This window comes from Nocardia jiangxiensis NBRC 101359, assembly GCF_000308615.1.
Lineage (GTDB): Bacteria > Actinomycetota > Actinomycetes > Mycobacteriales > Mycobacteriaceae > Nocardia > Nocardia jiangxiensis.
Genome location: NZ_BAGB01000040.1, coordinates 16,473 through 35,525 on the forward strand (window position 1 = coordinate 16,473; position 19,053 = coordinate 35,525).

19 protein-coding genes, 1 tRNA gene and 1 pseudogene are annotated in these 19,053 nt (G+C 67.6%); 10 read left to right on the forward strand and 11 right to left on the reverse strand.

The genetic code is table 11. The features are described 5' to 3' along the window. Positions 1-7: 7 nt before the first annotated feature. Both ON40_RS55470 and ON40_RS12505 read right to left on the reverse strand, forming a co-directional pair. Positions 8-376 (reverse strand): annotated as a pseudogene (locus tag ON40_RS55470) (LLM class flavin-dependent oxidoreductase); the annotation flags it as partial. Between the two features lie 295 nt (positions 377-671). Further along, complete coding sequence (locus ON40_RS12505) at positions 672-1,544, reverse strand: ketopantoate reductase family protein (RefSeq protein WP_040822026.1); 873 nt, start codon at positions 1,542-1,544, stop codon at positions 672-674. A 71-nt stretch (positions 1,545-1,615) separates the two neighbouring features. Here ON40_RS12505 and ON40_RS12510 point away from each other — a divergent pair, with 71 nt between their 5' ends. Further along, a complete protein-coding gene (locus ON40_RS12510) occupies positions 1,616-2,245 on the forward strand; it encodes a TetR/AcrR family transcriptional regulator (protein ID WP_040822028.1) in 630 nt (209 codons plus the stop codon). A 186-nt stretch (positions 2,246-2,431) separates the two neighbouring features. On the opposite strand, the gene ON40_RS12515 is transcribed toward ON40_RS12510, so the two are convergent. Beyond that, the gene (locus tag ON40_RS12515) at positions 2,432-3,034 is read right to left on the reverse strand and encodes a TetR/AcrR family transcriptional regulator (protein ID WP_040822029.1); all 603 of its coding nucleotides are present in this window, start codon (positions 3,032-3,034) and stop codon (positions 2,432-2,434) included. A gap of 114 nt (positions 3,035-3,148) precedes the next feature. Here ON40_RS12515 and ON40_RS12520 point away from each other — a divergent pair, with 114 nt between their 5' ends. Further along, the gene (locus ON40_RS12520; protein WP_040822425.1) at positions 3,149-3,883 is read left to right on the forward strand and encodes an SDR family NAD(P)-dependent oxidoreductase; all 735 of its coding nucleotides are present in this window, start codon (positions 3,149-3,151) and stop codon (positions 3,881-3,883) included. 57 nt (positions 3,884-3,940) lie between these two features. After that, positions 3,941-4,564, forward strand: a complete 624-nt coding sequence (locus tag ON40_RS12525; protein ID WP_040822427.1) for an NADPH-dependent F420 reductase — start codon at positions 3,941-3,943, stop codon at positions 4,562-4,564. A 184-nt stretch (positions 4,565-4,748) separates the two neighbouring features. Here ON40_RS12525 and ON40_RS48110 read toward each other — a convergent pair whose 3' ends face one another. Next, positions 4,749-5,795, reverse strand: a complete 1,047-nt coding sequence (locus ON40_RS48110; protein WP_051193032.1) for an alpha/beta fold hydrolase — start codon at positions 5,793-5,795, stop codon at positions 4,749-4,751. Between the two features lie 907 nt (positions 5,796-6,702). Between ON40_RS48110 and ON40_RS12535 the strand changes: the two genes are divergently transcribed. Next, positions 6,703-7,440 carry a haloacid dehalogenase type II gene (locus ON40_RS12535; protein WP_040822031.1) on the forward strand — a complete coding sequence of 246 codons (738 nt, stop codon included), beginning with the start codon at positions 6,703-6,705 and terminating at the stop codon, positions 7,438-7,440. Between the two features lie 190 nt (positions 7,441-7,630). Here ON40_RS12535 and ON40_RS12540 read toward each other — a convergent pair. The 3 genes from ON40_RS12540 to ON40_RS12550 form a co-directional block, all read right to left on the reverse strand. Further along, positions 7,631-7,716 (reverse strand) — tRNA-Leu (locus tag ON40_RS12540). A gap of 98 nt (positions 7,717-7,814) precedes the next feature. After that, positions 7,815-8,129: an integration host factor, actinobacterial type gene (mihF, locus tag ON40_RS12545; RefSeq protein ID WP_040822033.1), complete on the reverse strand. Its 315-nt coding sequence runs from the start codon at positions 8,127-8,129 to the stop codon at positions 7,815-7,817. A gap of 176 nt (positions 8,130-8,305) precedes the next feature. Next, positions 8,306-9,367: an alpha/beta hydrolase gene (locus ON40_RS12550; protein ID WP_040822035.1), complete on the reverse strand. Its 1,062-nt coding sequence runs from the start codon at positions 9,365-9,367 to the stop codon at positions 8,306-8,308. 375 nt (positions 9,368-9,742) lie between these two features. Here ON40_RS12550 and ON40_RS12555 point away from each other — a divergent pair, with 375 nt between their 5' ends. Beyond that, the gene (locus ON40_RS12555; RefSeq protein ID WP_157186281.1) at positions 9,743-10,135 is read left to right on the forward strand and encodes a hypothetical protein; all 393 of its coding nucleotides are present in this window, start codon (positions 9,743-9,745) and stop codon (positions 10,133-10,135) included. Between the two features lie 6 nt (positions 10,136-10,141). Here the strand turns inward: ON40_RS12555 and ON40_RS12560 are convergent, their stop codons facing one another. Then, positions 10,142-10,861 carry a cyclase family protein gene (locus ON40_RS12560; protein WP_051193033.1) on the reverse strand — a complete coding sequence of 240 codons (720 nt, stop codon included), beginning with the start codon at positions 10,859-10,861 and terminating at the stop codon, positions 10,142-10,144. Between the two features lie 164 nt (positions 10,862-11,025). Between ON40_RS12560 and ON40_RS12565 the strand changes: the two genes are divergently transcribed. The 4 genes from ON40_RS12565 (at position 11,026) to ON40_RS12580 (ending at position 14,229) form a co-directional block, all read left to right on the forward strand. Then, positions 11,026-11,988, forward strand: coding sequence for a quinone oxidoreductase family protein (locus ON40_RS12565; RefSeq protein WP_040822039.1), 963 nt, complete (start codon positions 11,026-11,028; stop codon positions 11,986-11,988). Positions 11,989-12,132: 144 nt separating this feature from the next. Then, the gene (locus tag ON40_RS12570) at positions 12,133-12,942 is read left to right on the forward strand and encodes a hypothetical protein (protein WP_169541853.1); all 810 of its coding nucleotides are present in this window, start codon (positions 12,133-12,135) and stop codon (positions 12,940-12,942) included. After that, positions 12,939-13,472, forward strand: a complete 534-nt coding sequence (locus ON40_RS12575; RefSeq protein ID WP_040822041.1) for an alpha/beta-hydrolase N-terminal domain-containing protein — start codon at positions 12,939-12,941, stop codon at positions 13,470-13,472. The genes ON40_RS12570 and ON40_RS12575 overlap by 4 nt, the downstream gene beginning before the upstream one ends. Positions 13,473-13,476: 4 nt before the next feature. Next, positions 13,477-14,229, forward strand: coding sequence for an SDR family oxidoreductase (locus tag ON40_RS12580; RefSeq protein ID WP_040822043.1), 753 nt, complete (start codon positions 13,477-13,479; stop codon positions 14,227-14,229). Positions 14,230-14,244: 15 nt separating this feature from the next. Here ON40_RS12580 and ON40_RS12585 read toward each other — a convergent pair whose 3' ends face one another. The 3 genes from ON40_RS12585 to ON40_RS12595 all read right to left on the reverse strand — a co-directional run bounded on the left by ON40_RS12585 (position 14,245) and on the right by ON40_RS12595 (position 17,311). Beyond that, positions 14,245-15,093, reverse strand: a complete 849-nt coding sequence (locus tag ON40_RS12585; RefSeq protein WP_051193035.1) for a lysophospholipid acyltransferase family protein — start codon at positions 15,091-15,093, stop codon at positions 14,245-14,247. 302 nt (positions 15,094-15,395) lie between these two features. Continuing rightward, complete coding sequence (locus ON40_RS12590) at positions 15,396-16,055, reverse strand: response regulator (RefSeq protein ID WP_040822045.1); 660 nt, start codon at positions 16,053-16,055, stop codon at positions 15,396-15,398. Beyond that, positions 16,052-17,311 (reverse strand): sensor histidine kinase, encoded by a 1,260-nt coding sequence (locus tag ON40_RS12595; RefSeq protein ID WP_245567778.1) that lies wholly within the window; start codon positions 17,309-17,311, stop codon positions 16,052-16,054. The genes ON40_RS12590 and ON40_RS12595 overlap by 4 nt, the downstream gene beginning before the upstream one ends. A 347-nt stretch (positions 17,312-17,658) precedes the next feature. Between ON40_RS12595 and ON40_RS12600 the strand changes: the two genes are divergently transcribed. Then, entirely contained in the window at positions 17,659-18,999 is a 1,341-nt protein-coding gene (locus ON40_RS12600; protein WP_040822047.1) for a M20/M25/M40 family metallo-hydrolase, read from the forward strand. Positions 19,000-19,053 lie beyond the last annotated feature (54 nt).

Consider the following 19,053-nt stretch of genomic DNA (forward strand, 5'->3'; position numbering starts at 1 on the left):
CGGCGACCTTGTCGTCGAGCTGCTGGTGCCGTCGCTTGAAGTCGGCGCCGAGAGCGCGGTAGTCGTGCTCGCGACCGCCGATGCCGACGGCAATCTCGAGGCGGCCGTTCGCGAGCTGGTCGAGGGTGCCGATCTGCTGGGCGACCATTGTCATCGGGTGCTGTGGGAGCACCCAGAGGTTCGCCAGGACCTGCACTCGCTTGGTGACCGCGGCGCAGGCGCCCAGTGTCGCGACCATCTCCGGGTTCGAGAACGTCACCCGCTCGCCCACGGAGACGCTCGAGAACGGGCCCGCGTCGATTCGCCGGGCCCAGTCGAGCGTCGTACCCGGTCCGTAGCCGGGAGCCATCTGCGGAAGTGCGACACCGATCTTCATGTGGCGACCCTCTCAGACCCACCCGGCCCCGGTCAGGCGATCCCCAATTCCGACAAGTGATGGTTCACCCGGGCACCGACAACACGTCCGATCAGCGCACTGTGAGTGCCTGATCATCAGATATTTTCGCCCGCCCCACCGGAACGCCATGCTGACTGCACGACGATGCCGCTGAGCGGGCGTTCCGCGTAGCGAGATCGACTGCAACGCAAAATATTCGGAGTAAGCGATCGGGTATCTGGCGAATTGCCTCATCTGCGTGAGACGGATGGTGGGAGTCCGGCAGTGCCTCCGTCTATCGGCCCCTGGTATAGGCGCGCATCTGTTCGGCCATCCGCTCGAGCTCGGCCATCGATGCAGGAGACGCACTGTTGAGCCCGCTGTGCGCGGCGGTCGGGCTTCGTAGGAAGCGCCGCAGCATGACCATGAGCAGCCCCTCCGGCAGGGTCTGTAGCGCGACGAACCCGCGGGGGACCGGCGGCGTCGGCATGGCGGCCAGGTGCTGCCGCATGAGGCGGATCATGCCGCGGACCGCGTCCGGATCATCGGCCAGCGCTACCGGGCCGCCCGCCGCGTGCACCGCTTGCTCCAGTGGCACCGCGAAAGCGGCGTGCGTCTTGAGCCAGGCATCCATCCGGGGCTCGGCCTTGGCGTTGATCCCGGCGGCACCGAGCGCCCGCACGATCCGTTCCAGTCGCAGGGTGTTTCGGCCGTCGGGTTCACCGATCGGCATCGGGAGCAGGCGGGTCATGAGATTGGTCGCGCGATAGCGGACCACGTCGCCGTCCATCGTGCCGCCGGCAGTGAGGAACCCGAGCAGCACCCGCTCGTACCCGATCACCGCGCCCAGTGGCTCCGCGCCGGCCGCCCAGTTGAGCAGGAACAGCGCGTCGCCTTCGATACCGGAGAGTGACTCCAGCACCGCGTCCACTTGATGGGTGCGGACGACGACGGCGATCAGGTCGTACCCGCCGGCCGGGTGCTCGACCACCGGAACAGGTACTCGCCTGACGTGCGGGCTGTTTCCCTCGGCGAGTTGCACGCCGTGCCGACGCAGTGCGGCAAGGCGCTGGCCCCGGGCCAGGAGCGAGACGTCGTGTCCGGCCTCGTGCATCCGGGCGGCGAACAGGCTGCCGAGAACCCCGGCACCGTACACGAGCAGTCTCATGACAACTCTCTTTCATACGTTCGTTTCAGTCATACGTTCGTTTGATTCAAACATATGTATAGTACGCACACATGGCGCCGCCGGACACCCGCACCCAGATCCTCGACGCGGCCGAACGCCTCTTCGCCGAGCGCGGTTTCCGCGGCACCTCGGTCCGCGCGATCACCGACCTTGCCGGAGCGAACTTGGCCGCCGTCGGGTACCACTTCGGTTCGAAGGCCGAACTTCTGGCCCAGGTCGTTCGCCGCGTGATCGAACCCATCAACGCCGCGCAGTGCGCCGAGCTCGACCGACTGCTCGCCCGGCCCCCGGACCCGACGGTGACCGAGCTGGTGGAGGCATTCGCGGGGCCGCTGTTCGACGAGACACCGGCCGGCGACGAGGGCGGCGCCCGCACATCCCGGCTGATCGTGATGATCTTCGGCGACCCGGCCGAGGAAATGCGCAACTGGACCGGTCCGGCCGAGGAGACTGTCCGCGATCGCTACCTGGCGGCCTTCGCACGCGCACTGCCCGGCCTTTCCCCGGAGGAGCTGTGGTTCCGGATGCGAGGCATCCTCGCCGTAACGGCCGTGGACCGCGTCGAGGTCTACAACCGATGCCCCCCGGCCTGCGTGTCCCCGGTGGCGGGCGAGGCGACCCAGCGCTGGGCGATCACGTTCCTGGCGGCAGCGATGAGCGCGCCACCCACCGAGACCTGACAACTCGGGACGGCCGTCTGTCTCATCTTCAATCAGACGGGACAGTCGTGCGGTCCGTCTGCCGGTTCACAGTCGGCTCGGCCGACCGTAGACCCGTCACTGCCGTGAAAGCCCTGGGCCCGAAGGGAAATGACTCCCAGCCTACGTGTCACACCGAGGGTTACCCACAAACTTTCAGGCACGCCCTCATTGTTGGGCTGATGTGGGGACGGCGTTGTCGATGAGGACCGCGGCGATGGCGGCGGCAGTGGGGAAGGTTTCGGCGTTGAGAGCTCGATTGCGGGCCGAGGCGCCATCGAGCAGCAGCGCCAGTTGTTCGCCGAGCTGTTCGGGGTTGGTGGCGCCGGCCTCGCGGGCGGTCTCGGCGAGCCGTGCGGCGACGGCTTTCTTGTAGTCGTGTGCGCGTCGGCGTGCGGGGTGGTCCGGGTCCTGGATTTCGACGGACGCTCCGATGAACGGGCACAGGGGCGTGATGTCGTCCTCGGTCGCGTTCGCGGGCGCTTCGAAGGCCGCGAGGAGCCGTTCGCGCGGCGTGAGGTCGGTGCGGTCGAACACTCCTGGCATGACGTCGGGATCGAATCGGCGCAGGTATTCCGCGACGAGTTCGTCCTTGCCTGCGAAGTGCTGGTAGGCCGTTCGCTTCGACACCTGAGCCGCCGCGCAGAGCTGGTCCATGCCGGTCTGGTTGATGCCTTGCTCGCGGAACAGTTGTTGTGACGCGTTGAGGATGCGCTCGCGCGCGCCCCTGCCGCGGCGCTGACCTCGAGGGCCTTTCTCCAACTCCGTCATGGCCCGAGTCTAGCCGATTGGGTAACGAACGGTGTACATAGCTTGCGCCCCTGTCGACTGTTCGATACGTTAAGCACACAGAGCGGTATACATAACTCGAACGGTGGAGTGATCGTGGGAAAACTTGATGGCAAGGTGGCGGTGATCACGGGCGCGACAAGCGGCATGGCACTGGCCGGCGCCAAGCTGTTCGTCGAGGAAGGCGCGCATGTCTTCATCTCGGGCAGGCGGCAGGAAGCGCTGGACGAAGCCGTCACGCTGATCGGCAGGAACGTGACCGGCGTGCAGGGCGACTCGGCGGACCTGGCGGATCTGGACCGGCTGTTCGACACGGTCGAGCGGGAAAAGGGCACGATCGACGTGTTGTGGGCAAGTGCCGGAACGGGCGAGCAGCGCAGGCTCGGCGAGATCACCGAGGAGCACTTCGACACCGCGTTCGGGCTCAACGCGCGCGGCACGCTGTTCACAGTGCAGAAGGCGCTGCCGTTGTTCAATGACGGCGGCTCGATCTTCATGACCGGGTCGAACGCGTCGGTCAAGGGCTATCCCGAGTGGAGCGTGTACGCGGCGAGCAAGGCTGTGCTCCAGGCCTACGCCCGCGTGTGGTTGTCCGAGTTGAAGGACAGGCGGATCCGGGTGAATGTGCTGATGCCCGGCCAGGTCGCCACGCCGAAGCAGGAGGAGTTGTTCGACGAGGAGACCAAGCGGCAGTTCGAATTGCTGATCCCGCGAGGAGAGATGGGCCGCCCCGAGGAGATCGCGACGGTCGCGTTGTTCCTTGCCTCGGACGACTCGAGTTATGTGAACGGGATGGAACTGGCCGTCGACGGCGGCACCGCGGCGATCTGAGCGCCAAAAAGCCAGAGCAGTCAACCTATCCGATCGTCAGGCGAGATGGGACAACTCATGAGCAGCATCAGCATCATCGGCACCGGGAACATGGCGCGCACCATCGGCGCGCTGGCGGTGGCGGGCGGCAACACTGTCGAGGTCATGGGCCGCGATCGGTCCAAAGCCGCTGACCTGGCCAAGGCTCTCGGCGGCGGCGCCACGACGGGAGAGTGGGGAGCCATTCCGACCGGGGACATCGTCATCGTGGCCCTGTTGTACGCCAACGTCGTTCCGGTCGTGGCCCACTACGGAGACGCCCTCGCGGGCAAGGTCATCGTCGACATCAGCAACCCATTCAATTCCGCGGCCGACGGGCTGGCCCACGGCGAGGGCACCTCGATCGCGCAGGAAGCCGCCAAGGTGGCCCCGGCCGGCGCCAGCGTGGTGAAGGCATTCAACACGATCTTCCGCCATGTTCTGGAGAAGGCCCGACCCGCCGTCTTCATCGCCGGCGACGATGCGCAGGCCAAGGCAGACGTGGAGGCGTTCATCGAGAGCCTCGGGCTGCGCCCGCTGGACGTCGGCGACCTGAAAATGGCGTACTGGCTGGAAGGAGCGGGCGTGGTGACGATGGGCCTCGCCCGCCACGGCGTGGGTAACTGGGACTTCGCCCTCGGCGTCACCGAACTTCCCGGCTGAGCCGCACTGCCCCCGATACCAATGCGCCGAACCGGCCAGCGTGAGAAGTCGGCGCACCAAACCGATTGCGGTGCAATCACTCTCGCTGCCGACGATTCTTGCAGCCTGAAATGTTCCCGTCCGCCACTCGAAGTGCCTTTGTAGCATCAGATGGAACGCTGTATGCCGGTTGATCTCCGGCCTGTCAGTGCCCGCCAGGAGATTGGTGGTCAGAGGTTGTCCTGTCGGCGAGCGCCAGGATTGCGGTGGCGACGAGTGTGGGGCTGTTGACCGGTGTGAGATGGGCTGCGCCGGGGATCACGGTCGGTGTTCCGGCGCCGATCTGTTCGGCGGTCTGGGTGGGGGCGTTGCTGGTGAAGACAGAGTCTTGGGCGCCGAATACCACCGATTTCGGCAGCGGCATCGTCGCCAGCTCGGCGAGTCGGGCCGCGGGAAGGCCGGGAACACCGAGGGTGAGCATCGCCCACAGGGCGGGCTCGGCGCCGGGAACCTGAAGGGGGCGGCGCCACTGGTCGATACCAGCCGCATCGAGCTTCGGGCAGCCCGGACCACACGCTTTGCGATACACGGTCTCCACGAGAGTGTCCGAGCGCACGGCCAGTCGCAGCAGTGTCGTCCGGTAGGGCTCGATGAACATGTGGGTCAAGGGGGACCGTGAGCCGGCGCCGGTGGCCAGGGCATCGCCGTCCAGGAACATCAGGCCACCGACCGCCGGTGGGTTCCGCAAGGTGGCCGCCGCGGCGATCGCCGCCCCGCTGGAGTGCCCGACCACAACCGGGCGCTCGAGGTGCAGAGCCGTGATGAACTCCAGCAACTGGCTGGTCTGATGGTCGAGGTCGAACGGTCCGACCCTGTGCGTGTAGCCGAAGCCGTCGAGGTCCAGGGCGTAGACCCGGTGTCCGGCGGCAGCCAGGCGTGCCGCCACATACTGCCAGGTATCTGCCGATTCGATGAAGCCGTGCACCAGCACGATCGGGGTTCCTTTGTCTCCCCACTGCCGATAGCGGGTAGAGATGTCGCCCGTCTGCACGTACGCCGAGCCGATCGGCGCAGCGGCGCGATCCGGCGTCGCCGCGTTGTAACCGAACGAGAACGCCGTGACAGCGACGGTCGAAGCCGCAATAACCATCACCGTCCGCCGGAGCCACCGCCGGGCCCGGCCGCGGGCCGCCGTGGCCGCGCCCGCCGGAACGGCCTCGGACTCGGCCGAGTCGGGCTGATCGAGGGTCATTCCGGGGCGTACCTTCCTGGCGCACAAGAGTGTTCGCCTGTGACCTCAACTCGATGAGCGGAATCTACTACAGTCCAGGTGTACCGCACCACGTATCGCTCGGCGGCACAAGTCCCAGTCGGGCGTACCTCCCGCCGAATACCGGTTTGCGGCAGTACGTTTCAAGGCCGCCCGCAGAGACCGGGAAGCACATGACGGTTGGGGGTGCCGGTTTATCGGCTCTGTCCTATATCCGGTGGTAGCGAGTCAGCCGGACCGGTGCGTCGACAGCAACCCTGATCGGATATCCCTACCACGTCGAGCTGAGCGATCAGCGGGACGATACCCCCAAGGGGCCCTGGTGGTCGCACGCCGGGGCTTCTTTCTGCATCGGTGACTGCTAGTGGCGAGGTTCCCCCGATGGATCGGGCACTGGGATGCGGTCGACGACCGGCCCGGCGTACCGTTCCACGTGCGCCGCCAGTTCGCGCGCGCCTCGCTCGACGTCGGTGGGGCTCGTACAGGCAGCCCCGGTCGGGATTTCAGCGGTTGCCAGCTTATTGATCCGCAGCCACCTCGCTCCTCATCGCCAGTACATCTGCACGTGCGACGGTCGGAGCCGAGAGCGTGCAGCGCTGGTGCCACTCTGTTCGGAATTGTCGTTGTCGGGCAATGAAATTCGAGCTGCTCGGCCGCCTGTGCGTGGTCAGTCTCGAGATCCAGCGGATCGGGCTGGTCTGCGAGGACCCTCCATGGTGACCGAGCCACACCCAGAGCGACTGCGGTGAATGTGCTGATCTCGCGGACTGCATCGACCAGTGGAGAATGTGCCTTGTCGATGGTGGCTTCGTGGTTGGTGACGATATTGATCGCCGAATAGAAGCGATGCCGACAACTCTCAGCACTGACTTGCCTCCTGGAGGGGATCATGGAGTTCGAACCCCGTGCTATCAAGGCGCTGGTCTTCGACATCTTCGGCACGACGTTCGACTGGTGGACCGGAGTAACCGACCAACTCGGCGTCCTCATCGAAAAGCATGGCCTGAGCGTGGATCCTGTTGTGGTCACCGATTTGTGGCGCGCGGACTTCTTCGACGCCCTCGATGCTGTCCGGCGCGGGCGTCGAGAGTTCGCGCTCCTCGACGTCCTGCACGCCGAGGGACTCGACCGTGTGCTCGCGAAGATCGGTGGGGCCGTGGAGCTCTCGCCGGATGTCCGCGATGCGTTCGTGAAGACATGGCATCGCCTGCCGGCATGGCCCGATGTCCAGGACGGGCTCACCCGTCTCCGCGAGCATTACACGGTTGTGGCGCTGTCCAACGGCGGCTTCGCCCAAACGACGGCTCTCATCAAGAACGCCGGCTTGCCGTTCGATTGCGTTCTGTCCGCGCAGATCCCACGGCAGTACAAGCCGGAGCCCGCGGTGTACCGAACCGCGGTCGACCTACTCGATCGTCAACCGCACGAATTGCTCATGGTCGCAGCCCATGGCTGGGATCTCGACGGTGCCCGTGCCATCGGCATGCGGACGGCATACGTGCGCCGAAGCCGCGAGAAAGGACCGCACAAACAGCCCGAGGACCCGAACTCGGTCGTCTGCGACCTACTCGTGAACGGGTTCGACGAGCTAGGCGACGTCCTGATCAGCCGTCAGGGGAGTGTCTGATTGGCAGGTTCAGCGGGGCCTGCGGCCGTGGTCGAGGCTGAGTTGGGTCGTATTCACGCTGCGAGCGGGTGAGGCGCTCCGGTCATTGCCGGAAGGGCTCGGCTCGAACTGCCCGGCTCGCGGTTCGGTCGGAGGTTGTACCCAGAAATGACGAAAGCCGTTGCGATGCAACGGCTTTCGTTTCGAACTGTGTCCGGAGGGGGACTTGAACCCCCACGTCCGTTAATAGGACACTAGCACCTCAAGCTAGCGCGTCTGCCATTCCGCCACCCGGACCGGTGGTGCTCAGCAAGGTTATCGGATCAGTCCGCGTGGACCAAATCACAGGGGTTTGTGCAGGTCGCGGGGCTGTTCGATGCTGAGCGCCGCCGGGATCAGTTCTTGATCGCCTCGAGCAGGGCGGCGCGCTGGCGCGAGCCGAGGCCGCCGATGCGACGGTCGGCGGGGATCTCCGCCTCGTCCATCAGCTTGGCGGCTTTGACCGGTCCGATGCCCGGCAGTGCCTTGATGACCGCGGCGACCTTCGTCTTCTTCACGAGATCTTCCTTGTCGGCCCGTTCGAGCACCTGGGACAGCGACACCGATCCCTTGCGGATCTGTTCGATCAGCTCCGACCGAGCCTTGCGGACGGCGGCAGCCTTCGCCAGCGCCTCGGAGCGTTGCTCGGCCGTCATGGTTGGAAGTGCCATGTCTACTACCTTTCACTCGTTCGCTGGAACTGCAACGGCACCGATTGAACATCACCGAGCGCCGGGCTGTGTAACGACACACCGCGAGGATAGACGCGGTAACGAGCCGAAGTCACGCGGTCGGGAGCATCGGATGCGGGCAATTTGCCCGAGTTGCGGGCAGTGGGGGCGCCCGGTCAGATGCCCAGTCCGGAAGCGAGCACCGGCCAGGACTTCACGAAGGAGTCCTGCCAGTAACCCCACGAGTGGGTTCCGGTCGGGGTGTAGTCGTAGGTGGCGGGGATGCCGAGCTGGTTCAGGCGTTCCTGGAGGTGGTGGGTGCAGGCGTTCACCCCGGCCTCGATCAGGCCGCCGAGCAGGATCTGATTGGCCAGCGTGTCGGGGGTGCGGCTGAATCCGTAGGTCAGGTACGGGCTGTCCAGGGTGTCGTGCGGTCCGGGCAGTCCGTTTCCGGCGGAGATGAACAGCTTCACCCCGCGCAGCTGCTCGGCGTGCACGTACGGGTCGTTGGCCGCCCACAGCGGGCTGTCGTCCGGGCCCCACATGTTCGCCGGGTTTCCGTGGCCCCAGAACTCGACCATCGTCTTGATCTCGCGCTGGCCGAGCGGATCGCTGGTCTGCGCGCAGCCGCTGTAGGAGGCGATGCTGCGGTACAGGCCCGGTTTCGCGATGGACAGCGCCAGCACCGATTCACCGGCCATCGACAGGCCTGCGATGGCGTTGCGGCCGTCGGTGGCCAGGGCGGCGTCGATCAGCGGCGGAAGTTCGCGGGTGAAGAAGGTCGTCCACTTGTTGCGGCCCAGCTTCGGATCGTCCTTGATCCAGTCGGTGTACACGCTCCACGCGCCGCCGAGCGGCTGCACCACGTTGACGTTCTTGTCCGTGAGGAATTGCAGGACGTGGGTCATGGTGGCCCAGCTGTCACCGTCGGTGCCGCCGCCCGAGCCGTTGAGCAGGTACAGCACCGGTCGCGGTGTCGAGCTGTCGGCGGGACGTTGCACGTCGACGGCGATGTCACGGCCCATCGCGGTGGAATACACCTGCAGGGTCAGGTGCCGTGCGTCGTGCACGGTCAGCTTCGTGACGGTCGAGCCGTCGGATGCTTTCGCGGTGGCCGCGGGCCGCCCGGAGGAGGTGATCGGATCCACCGGCCCGGCAGCCGATGCGGTGGTTCCGGTGGCCGTCGTCACGACAGCAGCGGTGAGGGTGGTGACAACTGCGAGTGCGGCCACCCGCATCGCGTCTCCGGGTGTCAATTCGATATCTCCATTTTCGGCTGGGCGATTCGTTGCCGCGCGTCGCGGCGCGTCCACTCTCGCATACGACCACCGGTGGAAAATACCGATTCCCCTTTCGGTTATTTCGGCTGCAACATTCCGAATGGGGCTGTGGCAGAACGACTATCGGGATGTGGTGTAACACCGGACAAAATGTTCGGTCGAGAATTCACGTAGCGTCTCACCGAGGCCCGCGGATACTTCCCGAGTCAGGAGCGGAGCTTTCCGTGCGGGCACGCCGAGGGGTGGTGTCATGCCGGGAAGTGGGCGCGGTGAGGACATAGAGTTGGGCCGGGCGACGAGGCTCGCCCGGCCGACCGATCGGAAGGAGTCCGGGTGCGCCGCATGTTGTTCGCGCTGTCCGCACTGGCCGCGATCCTGCTCACGCTGCCCGCCGCGGGGTGTTCCGCGTCGCCGGGCGGTTCCTCCGCGCCGTCCACACCCACCGCACCGCAGGGGACGGTGAAGGTGCAGGCCGGAACCGGCACCGAGCGCTTCCCGGTCCCGATGGTCGCGGTGCGGGTCACCCGGTGTTCGGGGAACGACGCCTCGGCGACGTTGACCACCGGCAACGACGGCGCCGCCAGTCACAGTTTCCCGCCGGGGTGCTACCACGCCATTGTGACCTCCGTGCCGTCCGGATGTTCGCCCGATGCCGTGGCGAACGCTCAGGTCGATGTGAAACCCGCCGACACCGCCGTGGCGAAGTTCCTGATCCACTGCGCGTGAGATCGGCTATTCGTGCCGGTGACCGGTCTCGTCCACGAGGGCGTAGATGGTCGCGGGTGAGCCCGAGCCGTGTTCGCTGACGAAACCGCCGACCACGACGGTGAAACCCCGCGTCGGCAGGCCGGCCAGACCGGTCAGGATCTCCAGACTCAGCCGATGCTCGCGATACAGGAGTCTGGACACCGCGAAGGTGTCGTCCACGCCGAGGTCCGGGCTGAACGCGTCGGTGCCCAGTGCGCCCCGGTGCCCCAGGACGCTGTGGTCGAGCAGCCAGTGCACCGCCTCGACCGAGAATCCCGGATGGTGCATCCGCCCGTCCGGGCCGTGGTTGGCGAAATCGTCCGTGCCCCAGCGGATATCCCACCCGGTGTGCAGCAGCACCGCGGCCTCGACCGGGAACGGCCCATTCCGGTCCTGCCATTCGATCAGATCGGCGACCGTGACCGCGTAGTCGTGTTCGGCGGCGGCCCGCTCGGCGATATCGATCACCACTCCGGGAAGGACGAAATCCTCGGCGAGCAGCTCGTGTGCCGCCGCGGCCCCGGCGGTGAAGTGCGCGGGGGCTCCCCAGTGCGTGCCGGTGTGCTCGCCGACGGTCACCGTTCGCAGGTAGTAGCCGTCCTCGGCGAGGGTGCACACGGTGTCCAGGCGCGGCGGCGGATCACCGGGGAACACCGACACCCTGGTCGTGGACAGCGGATGCGACAGAATGTGCACCGAACCCATGACCCCGCCTTTCCGGTGCGAGCTCCGCGCTCACCGACCGTCTCGATGGACATCATCACCCGGCTCGGCGCCCGAGGGCTCGTGGCACACCGTGCGCGAGTGCACCCGGCGCCACACCTGCGGGTCCTCCGGAAGGCTGATCGGCGGCCTCCTACGATGGCCGGATGAAGGCCCTGCGGTTCGATCGGTTCGGCTCCCTGGATGCACTGCAGCTGGTGGAGACGCCCACGCCGACGCACGAGTCCGGCGAAGTGCTCGTCCGGGTGCATGCGGCCGGGCTCAACCCGAGCGATGTGAAGAACGTCCTGGGCAGATTCCCGTATACGACCCTGCCGCGGATTCCCGGTCGCGATGTGGCCGGTGAGGTCGTCCAGGGACCGGGCGGACTTCTCGGGGCCCGGGTGTGGGCGAGTGGCCGCGAACCGGGATTCCTGCGCGACGGCACGCATGCGCAGTACGTGACGCTGCCCGCGGACGGGGTGACCCGGTTGCCGGAGAACCTGTCCTTCGCCGAGGCCGCGGCGGTTCCGGTGCCCTATGTGACCGCGCTCGAGGCGCTGGACCGCAGTCTGGTCGGGCCCGGCACGCCGACGGTGATCATCGGATTCGGTGCGGTGGGTTCGGCGGCGTATGCGCTGGCGCTCGCTCGCGGTGCACGGGCGAGTGTCGCGGTGCGGCGTGCGGAGCAGGCGGCCGCGCTGCGCGAGCGGGGTGCGGACGCGTTCGTGTTCGCCGAGCGCGAGGACTTCACCGCGCAGGTGCGCGACCGGTTCGCCGACGGCGCCGAGGCGATCTTCGACACCAGCGGATTCCATTTGCCCGCAACGATTCCCGCGCTCGCCGCGGGTGGTCGCACCGCGGTGATCGCGGCACCGCCGGACGGGCACGAACGTGTCCCGGTGCTGGATCTGTACCGGCGCGGCGGAACCCTGATCGGGGTCAATTCGCTGCTGCACGACACGGTTCGCACCGCCGGGGCGCTGCGGACCCTGGCCGGGTTGTTCGAGTCCGGCGGTCTGCGAGCACCTGCCGGGATCGTGGAACGTCCGCTGCTCGAGGGGCAGGAAGCGTACCGCGACGTTGCTGACGGCGCTACGGCCAAAGTCGTCCTGACGCCATGGAATTGATTACTGCGACGAGTCGGCCGGTCGCACACCTTCTGTGTAGCCGCACTCGATGCGAACCCGTTGACGAGGCATTTGTCGTGATATCGAGTGCGCGAACCGCGCTCGACTACACTTCTCCGCGCCTATCGCATACCTTCGGACACCGTGAGTGATGTAACACCGGCCCGACCGGGCGTCCCGCCGGACCCGACTCCCACCGCCCCGCCCACGCCGCGAGGCGCACACATTGTGCGCAGATACACCTCGTTACGGCGGGTTCGTTCGCGGGATGTGCGTCGCCTGCTCGGCTCGATGATGATGGCATTGCTCACCGCCACGGTCACCCTGGCGTTCGCCCCGGCCATGCACGCCTCGGCGTCGGTGAACAATCCGGGCTCGGAGAACCGCGCGGCGCGTGCGGCGGTGACCGATCTGATCGGTGCGCATCCGTGGGACGTGCGTCTGCCGGCCGATTTCGCCGAAGGCGCGGGGTACCGGCCGGTGGTGGAGAACCATCTGCTCGTCGACCCGGGCGGGGCGTGCTCGTCCCCGATCCAGTTGCCTGCGGAGTTCCTGTCCGCCTGCCGTGCCCACGATCTGGGGTACGACGTGCTGCGTTATGCCGAACACCGCCATCAGCCGCTGGGCGCGTGGGGCCGTCAGGCCATCGACGCGGTGTTCCAGCAGCGCATCCACGCAGCCTGCCAATCGCGGGTGGACAGCGTCTCCGAGACCGGCTGCGAGCTGATGGCGACCGTGGCCACCACCGGCGTGGACCTCAATTCCCGTCGACAGAACTACGCCACGCCCGAACCGGAGTACATATTCGGCACGCAGCTGTCCGGTAAGACCTTCGATCATCAGCTCTGGCACATGGGCGGCCCGGCCGCGGTGACGGTGATCGGCGCGCTGGTACTGCTGGCGGTGGCCGCGATCGGATATCGCCGCCGGAGCCGGAGGGTGGTGGCGCGATGAACCGCATCCGTCCCCGGGTGGGCACCATCGCGGCGGTGACGATCGCCACGGTCGTCTCGTTGCTGCCCGCGGTGCTGCCGCGGACTTCGGCAACCCAGGCGGTGCTCACCGGCGTTCTGGCCGCCCTCGCCATCGGGATCGCCGGACTGGGGCGAATCCTGTTGCGGCGGCGCGATATCGATGTGGAGAAGCGCTGGGGGCAGCATCGGGTGCCGGTGCTTCTGGTGTGCGGGTTCGCGGTGATCGCCGCGACGGTGAACGCCACACACTGGCAGAGCGGATTGCGCGCGGACATGGGGATGGCGCCGGTCGGTCCGGCGTACTGGCTGCGTGCCGCGGTGGGCACCGCGGTGCTGGCGGTGATTCTGGTGGGGTTGTCCCGCGGGCTGCGCTGGCTGGTGCGCAAGGCGACCGGAGGCGATCGGAGCCTGCCGGACGAGCTGCCCACGCCCGCTTTGCCGGAGGTTTCCGGCTCCGAGGGCGAGCAGGCCGAACCGGAGCCGGCGGTGTCCGCACGGGCGTCGGGCTGATCTCGTGTCCGAGCGCAAGATCGTTCTCGTCACCGGCGCCGGGACCGGCCTGGGCCGCGCGATCACCGTCGCGCTCAGCGCGGCGGGGCATCATGTCGTCGCCGCCGGTCGCACGGCCGCGACACTCGCGCAGACCGTCTCGGCCGCACCGGATCCCGGGTCGGCCGAGGCTGTCACCGCCGATGTCACCGATGCCGACTCGGTGCGGGAACTGTTCGAGCACATCGAACGGCGTTGGTCCCGGCTCGACGTGCTGATCAACAATGCCGGACTGTTCGGGCCGTCCCAGCCGATCGAGCAGGTCGAGCATGAGCAGTGGCGTCAGGTGATCGACACGAATCTGACCGGGTCGTTCCTGTGCGCACAAGCCGCGTTCGGGTTGATGCGCCGCCAGGACCCGGCCGGCGGGCGGATCATCAACAACGGCTCGATCTCCGCGCACGTGCCGCGCCCGTACGCGGTGGCCTACACCGCGAGTAAGCACGCGGTGACCGGGCTGACCAAGGCGCTGGCCCTCGAGGGCCGCGCCCACGGCATCGCGGTCGGTCAGATCGATATCGGCAATGCGGCCACCGATCTGACCGCGGGAATCGCCGCCGGTGCGCTGCAGGCCGATGGCACCGTGCGGCCCGAGCCGACCATCGACGCGGCCGATGTGGCTCGGCTTCTCGTGCAGACGATCGACCTTCCGCTGAACACCGCTGTGCCGTTCTTGACGGTGATGGCGACCGGGATGCCCTATCTCGGGCGCGGCTGAACGATCCCCGGCGGGTCAGAGCAGTTCGGCCAGCGCGGACAACGGACCCGGCAGCCCGGCGAGATGAGTGCGGATGCCGGTGGTGACCGGATTGGGTGTCTCGGCGCGCAACCGGTCCAGTTCGGTCTGCATGGTGGACAGGGTGTGCTCGTAGCAACGCTCGACCGTGGCGGTGTCGCAGTGGTCGCCCGGCTCGGTGGACCATTGCAGCGGCGGCAGGAAGCTCACCTGCACCGAGGCCGGGAGCGGCACCTGCGGCAGGACCGGCGCGACACCGAAGGGCAGGCCCACGGTGTAGGGGAAAACCTTGGCGCGCAACAGTTTGTCCAGTCCGAGCAGTCGCGCGGTGCGTTCGCCGCGACTGAGTACGAAGATCGCGTCGTGGCCGCCGTTGGCGACCGCGGGGATCACCGGGATGCCCAGTTCCAGGGCCAGTCGCACGAATCCGCAGCGTCCGGCGAAATCGACCTTGCCGCGCTCGGTCCACGGGCGGCACGCCTCCCAGTCGCCGCCGGGATACACCAGGACCGCCCCGCCGTCCTTGACCGCGTTGGTGGCCGCCTCCCGACAGGCGGGCAGCACGCCGAGGCTCTGCAGGCTGTCGCGCAGAATCGGTGTGCGCAACAGGATGTCGTGCGCGACACCGAAACTGGGCTCGCCGCGGCGATGATCGAGCATGGTCATGAAGGTGATCCACACCTCGGGGGCCCAGTAGATCGAGGAGTGGTTGCCGATGATCAGGGCCGCGCCCGCGGTGGGCAGGTTCTCGAGTCCGGTGACGCGCGGGGTGAAGTACTTGGTGTACGCCCGCGCGACGGGAATCAGCGGATGGTCGAGGTCGGGCATCGGTGCGGGGATGTTCATGTGCCTTCCTGTCTGTCGGGTCGCCAGGAGCACGGCAGCATCGTGTGCGCGTCGACGTCGTGTCCGTGGTGCGCGTGGGCACCGGACTTCGTCGAGCGGCAGTGATCTGCCCTCGGTCACATCCCCGTTGATAGTCCCCGATGGGCCGCGTATCGCGCGGTCCGGTTCGGCGCGTTGCGCGATCGTCGTCGATCGCCGCGTCCGTCCTCCTGCACCAGCGACGGTAGCAAGACAAGCATTTGCTTGGTAGCAGATCGCGAATTACTGTGGGCTATCCCACTGCAATCGCGCGAGCCGGGGCATCAGGCCTCGGGTCGCACCAACCCGTGCTGATGGGCGTACACCACCGCGTGAATCCGGTCGCGCACACCGAGTTTGGCCAGAACCCGGGACACGTGCGTCTTGACCGTCTCCTCACCGACATGCAGTGCCGCGGCGATCTCGCTGTTGCTGCGCGCATCGGCCAGAAGGAGCAGAACCTCTTTCTCCCGGCCGGTGAGCGTGGCCATCTCGGGTGGTTCGGCGCGATCGGTGAGCGTTCCGGCGAACCGCCCGGCCAGACGCCGCGTCATCGACGGGTCGATCACCGCGTCACCGCGCGCGGCGATGCGCACCGCGGCGATCAATTCCTCTGGCGGCAGCGTCTTGAGCAGGAATCCGCTGGCCCCGGCCTGCAACGCGCGCGCCAGGCTCGCTTCGCTGTCGTAGGTGGTCAGCACCAGCACCCGGGTGCCCCCGGCCGCGACGATCGCCTCGGTGGCGGCCAGACCGTCGAGTTTGGGCATGCGCACGTCCAGGATCGCCACATCGGGGCGCAGCCGGGACACCTCGGCCACGGCCGAGCGGCCGTCCCCGACGTCGGCGACGCATTCGGTCTCCGGATGCGCCTGCACCACCGCGCGCAGCCCGGATCGGAACATGGCGTGGTCGTCGGCGATCAGGACGCGGATCGGGGTGTTCATGTGCCTCCCAGGGGTAGCGATACCGTGATGCGCCAACGATTCTCGTCGTCGAGCCCGTAATCGACCGTGCCGCCGAACAATTCGGCGCGTCGGCGGATCCCGTCCAGGCCGCGGTGCAGGGAATGTGTCGTATCGGGTTGTGCGGCGACCGGATTGGTCTCGGTGATCAGTACGCGATCGCCGCTTTCGTGCACCGTGAGGTCGGCGCAGCCCTCGCCGTGCCGCAGCGCGTTGGTGAGCATCTCCTGCACGATCCGGTACACCGTCACGTCCAGGGATTCGGGCAGCGGCGTGTCCGAGCCGTGGGTGTGGATCTCGAGGTCCAGGCCGGCGGCGCGCACGTGCGCGGCCAGTTCCTCGATGTCGGCGAGTCCGGGCTGGCGGCGTCCGGCCTCGTCACGGCCGTGCAGCAGATCGAGTTGGCGGCGCAGATCCACCATGGCCGCGCGACTGCTGGCTTCCACCGCGGCCAGAGATCTGGTCGCCGGATCGTCCGGGGCCGCACCGGGCGCGAGCGCCAGCCGCGCCGCGCCGGCGTGGATGCCGATGGCGCTGACGTGGTGGGAGATCACGTCGTGCAGGTCGCGGGCGATCGCCTCACGTTCGTCGGACAGGGCCCGGTCCAGCGCGGCGCGCTGTTCTTGGCGCCGAAGTCGTTCGCGCTGTTCGAGTTCGGCGATGTACGCGCCGCGGGCGGTGGTGTATCGCCCGACCAGCCACGGCAGCACGCCGGTCGATACCGCGGTCACGGCGAGTCGCCGCCAGTCGTGCATGGCCGGACTGTCGGCGATCAGCGCGCTGCCGCACGCGCCCAGGCCCAGCAGCGGCACGATGATCAGCGAGGCGCGGCCCGACAGCCAGGCACCGGCCCGGTATCCGGCGATGAGGAATCCCACATCGCCGACACGCACCGGCAGCCCGTGCCCGTGCAGCACCACTGCACCGGCCAACCGCAGCACCACCTGCGCGACGGCCACCACCCCGGCGGTGCGGGGTGCGGCGGCGAAGGCCAGATCGGCGGCCACGATCAGCACGGTCACCACGATCGCGGGCACCGGCGCCACGGCGAAGATTCCCGACAGCGCCAGGATCACCGTGTCCAGGATCGCGGTGGCGACGGCGACGAGCATCGACTGCCGCGACAGCGATCGCAGCACCCCGGCCAGGTCACCGCCCTCGGCCGAGCCCACATCGCGCGCCGAGGCGAACAGGCGCGGCAGCCGCCCGCGATGCGGATACACCGATCCGGTAAACACGCCAGGGACGATACCCGCAGGCCACAGCCCGATCGTCCCGCGAGCGAGGGATACCGCGTCCCCCGGCGGGGCGAGCAGCCCGCAACCCGCGACGCACCGTGCGTGCAACCGCCGCGATTCGAATCGGTCGGGTTCCCGAAGATCGCCGGAGCGGCAATCTCGTTGCAGCGCAATTCAATACGTAGACCAAATGCACCGGGCGCGGAATGGTCGCGGGGACTGCCGTGCCTGGAGAGAGGCGACTACCGCATCCGGGGCGCACGGGATTACGCGCGGGCTGCGGGCAAAGCGTGGATGAGAGCTGGGGCAATGGTAGGAAGGGGTACGTGTCCGCAACTGGTGAAGATATGCGATCGGAATCGACCTCCCGCGCGGTATCGGAGGTGGTGGATCTGGTCAGTGCGCTGATCCGGTTCGACACCTCCAATACCGGGGATCTGGCCACGACCAAGGGGGAACGCGAATGCGCGGAATGGGTGGCCGATCAGTTGCAGCAGGCCGGTTACACCACCGAATACGTGGAATCGGGTGCGCCGGGCCGCGGTAACGTCTTCGCTCGTCTGCGGGGTGCGGATCCGAGCCGGGGTGCGCTGATGATCCACGGGCATCTGGATGTGGTGCCCGCGGAGGCTTCGGACTGGAGTGTGCATCCGTTCTCCGGTGCGGTGCGCGACGGGTATGTGTGGGGCCGCGGCGCGATCGATATGAAGGATATGGTCGGCATGACGCTGGCCGTGGCGCGGCAGTTGAAGATCGAGGGCACGGTCCCGCCCCGGGATCTGGTGTTCGCGTTCCTGGCCGATGAGGAGAACGGCGGCCGCTGGGGCTCGCAGTGGCTGGCGGATAATCGGCCCGACCTGTTCGAGGGCGTCACCGAGGCGGTCGGCGAGGTGGGCGGGTTCTCGTTGACCGTGCCGCGCCCGGACGGCACCGAGCGGCGGCTGTATCTGGTGGAGACCGCGGAGAAGGGGCTGGGCTGGATGCGGTTGCGCGCCAAGGCTCGTGCCGGGCACGGGTCGTTCCTGCACGAGGACAACGCGGTCACGATCCTGGCCGATGCGGTCGCGCGGCTGGGCAAACACACCTTCCCGCTGGTGCTCTCGGATTCGGTCGCGGAATTCCTGGCCGCGGTGTCGGAGGAGTCCGGTCTGCAGTTCGATCCCGACAGCCCCGATATCGAGGGCCAGTTGGCCAAGCTGGGCACGATCTCGCGCATCATCGGCGCGACCCTGCGCGATACCGCCAATCCGACGATGCTGCAGGCCGGATACAAGGCCAACGTCATTCCGCAGACCGCGGAGGCAGTCGTGGATTGCCGGGTGGTGCCGGGCCGGCAGGCCGCGTTCGAACGGGAGGTCGACGAGCTGATCGGCCCGGATGTGGAGCGCGAGTGGATCACCAAACTCGACTCCTACGAAACCACGTTCGACGGGCATCTGGTCGATGCGATGAACGCCGCGGTGCTGGCCCACGACCCGAACGGTCGCACGGTGCCGTATATGCTCTCCGGCGGCACCGACGCGAAGGCGTTCGCGCGCTTGGGAATTCGCTGCTTCGGTTTCGCGCCGCTGCAGTTGCCGCCCGAGCTGGACTTCTCGGCGCTGTTCCACGGCGTGGACGAGCGGGTTCCGGTGACCGCACTGGAGTTCGGCACCAAGGTTTTGGAACACTTCCTGCTGAACAGCTGACGATCCGAGCGTGACGCCGGGCCCGAAGGCCCGGTGTGGATCTCGACGACGAAA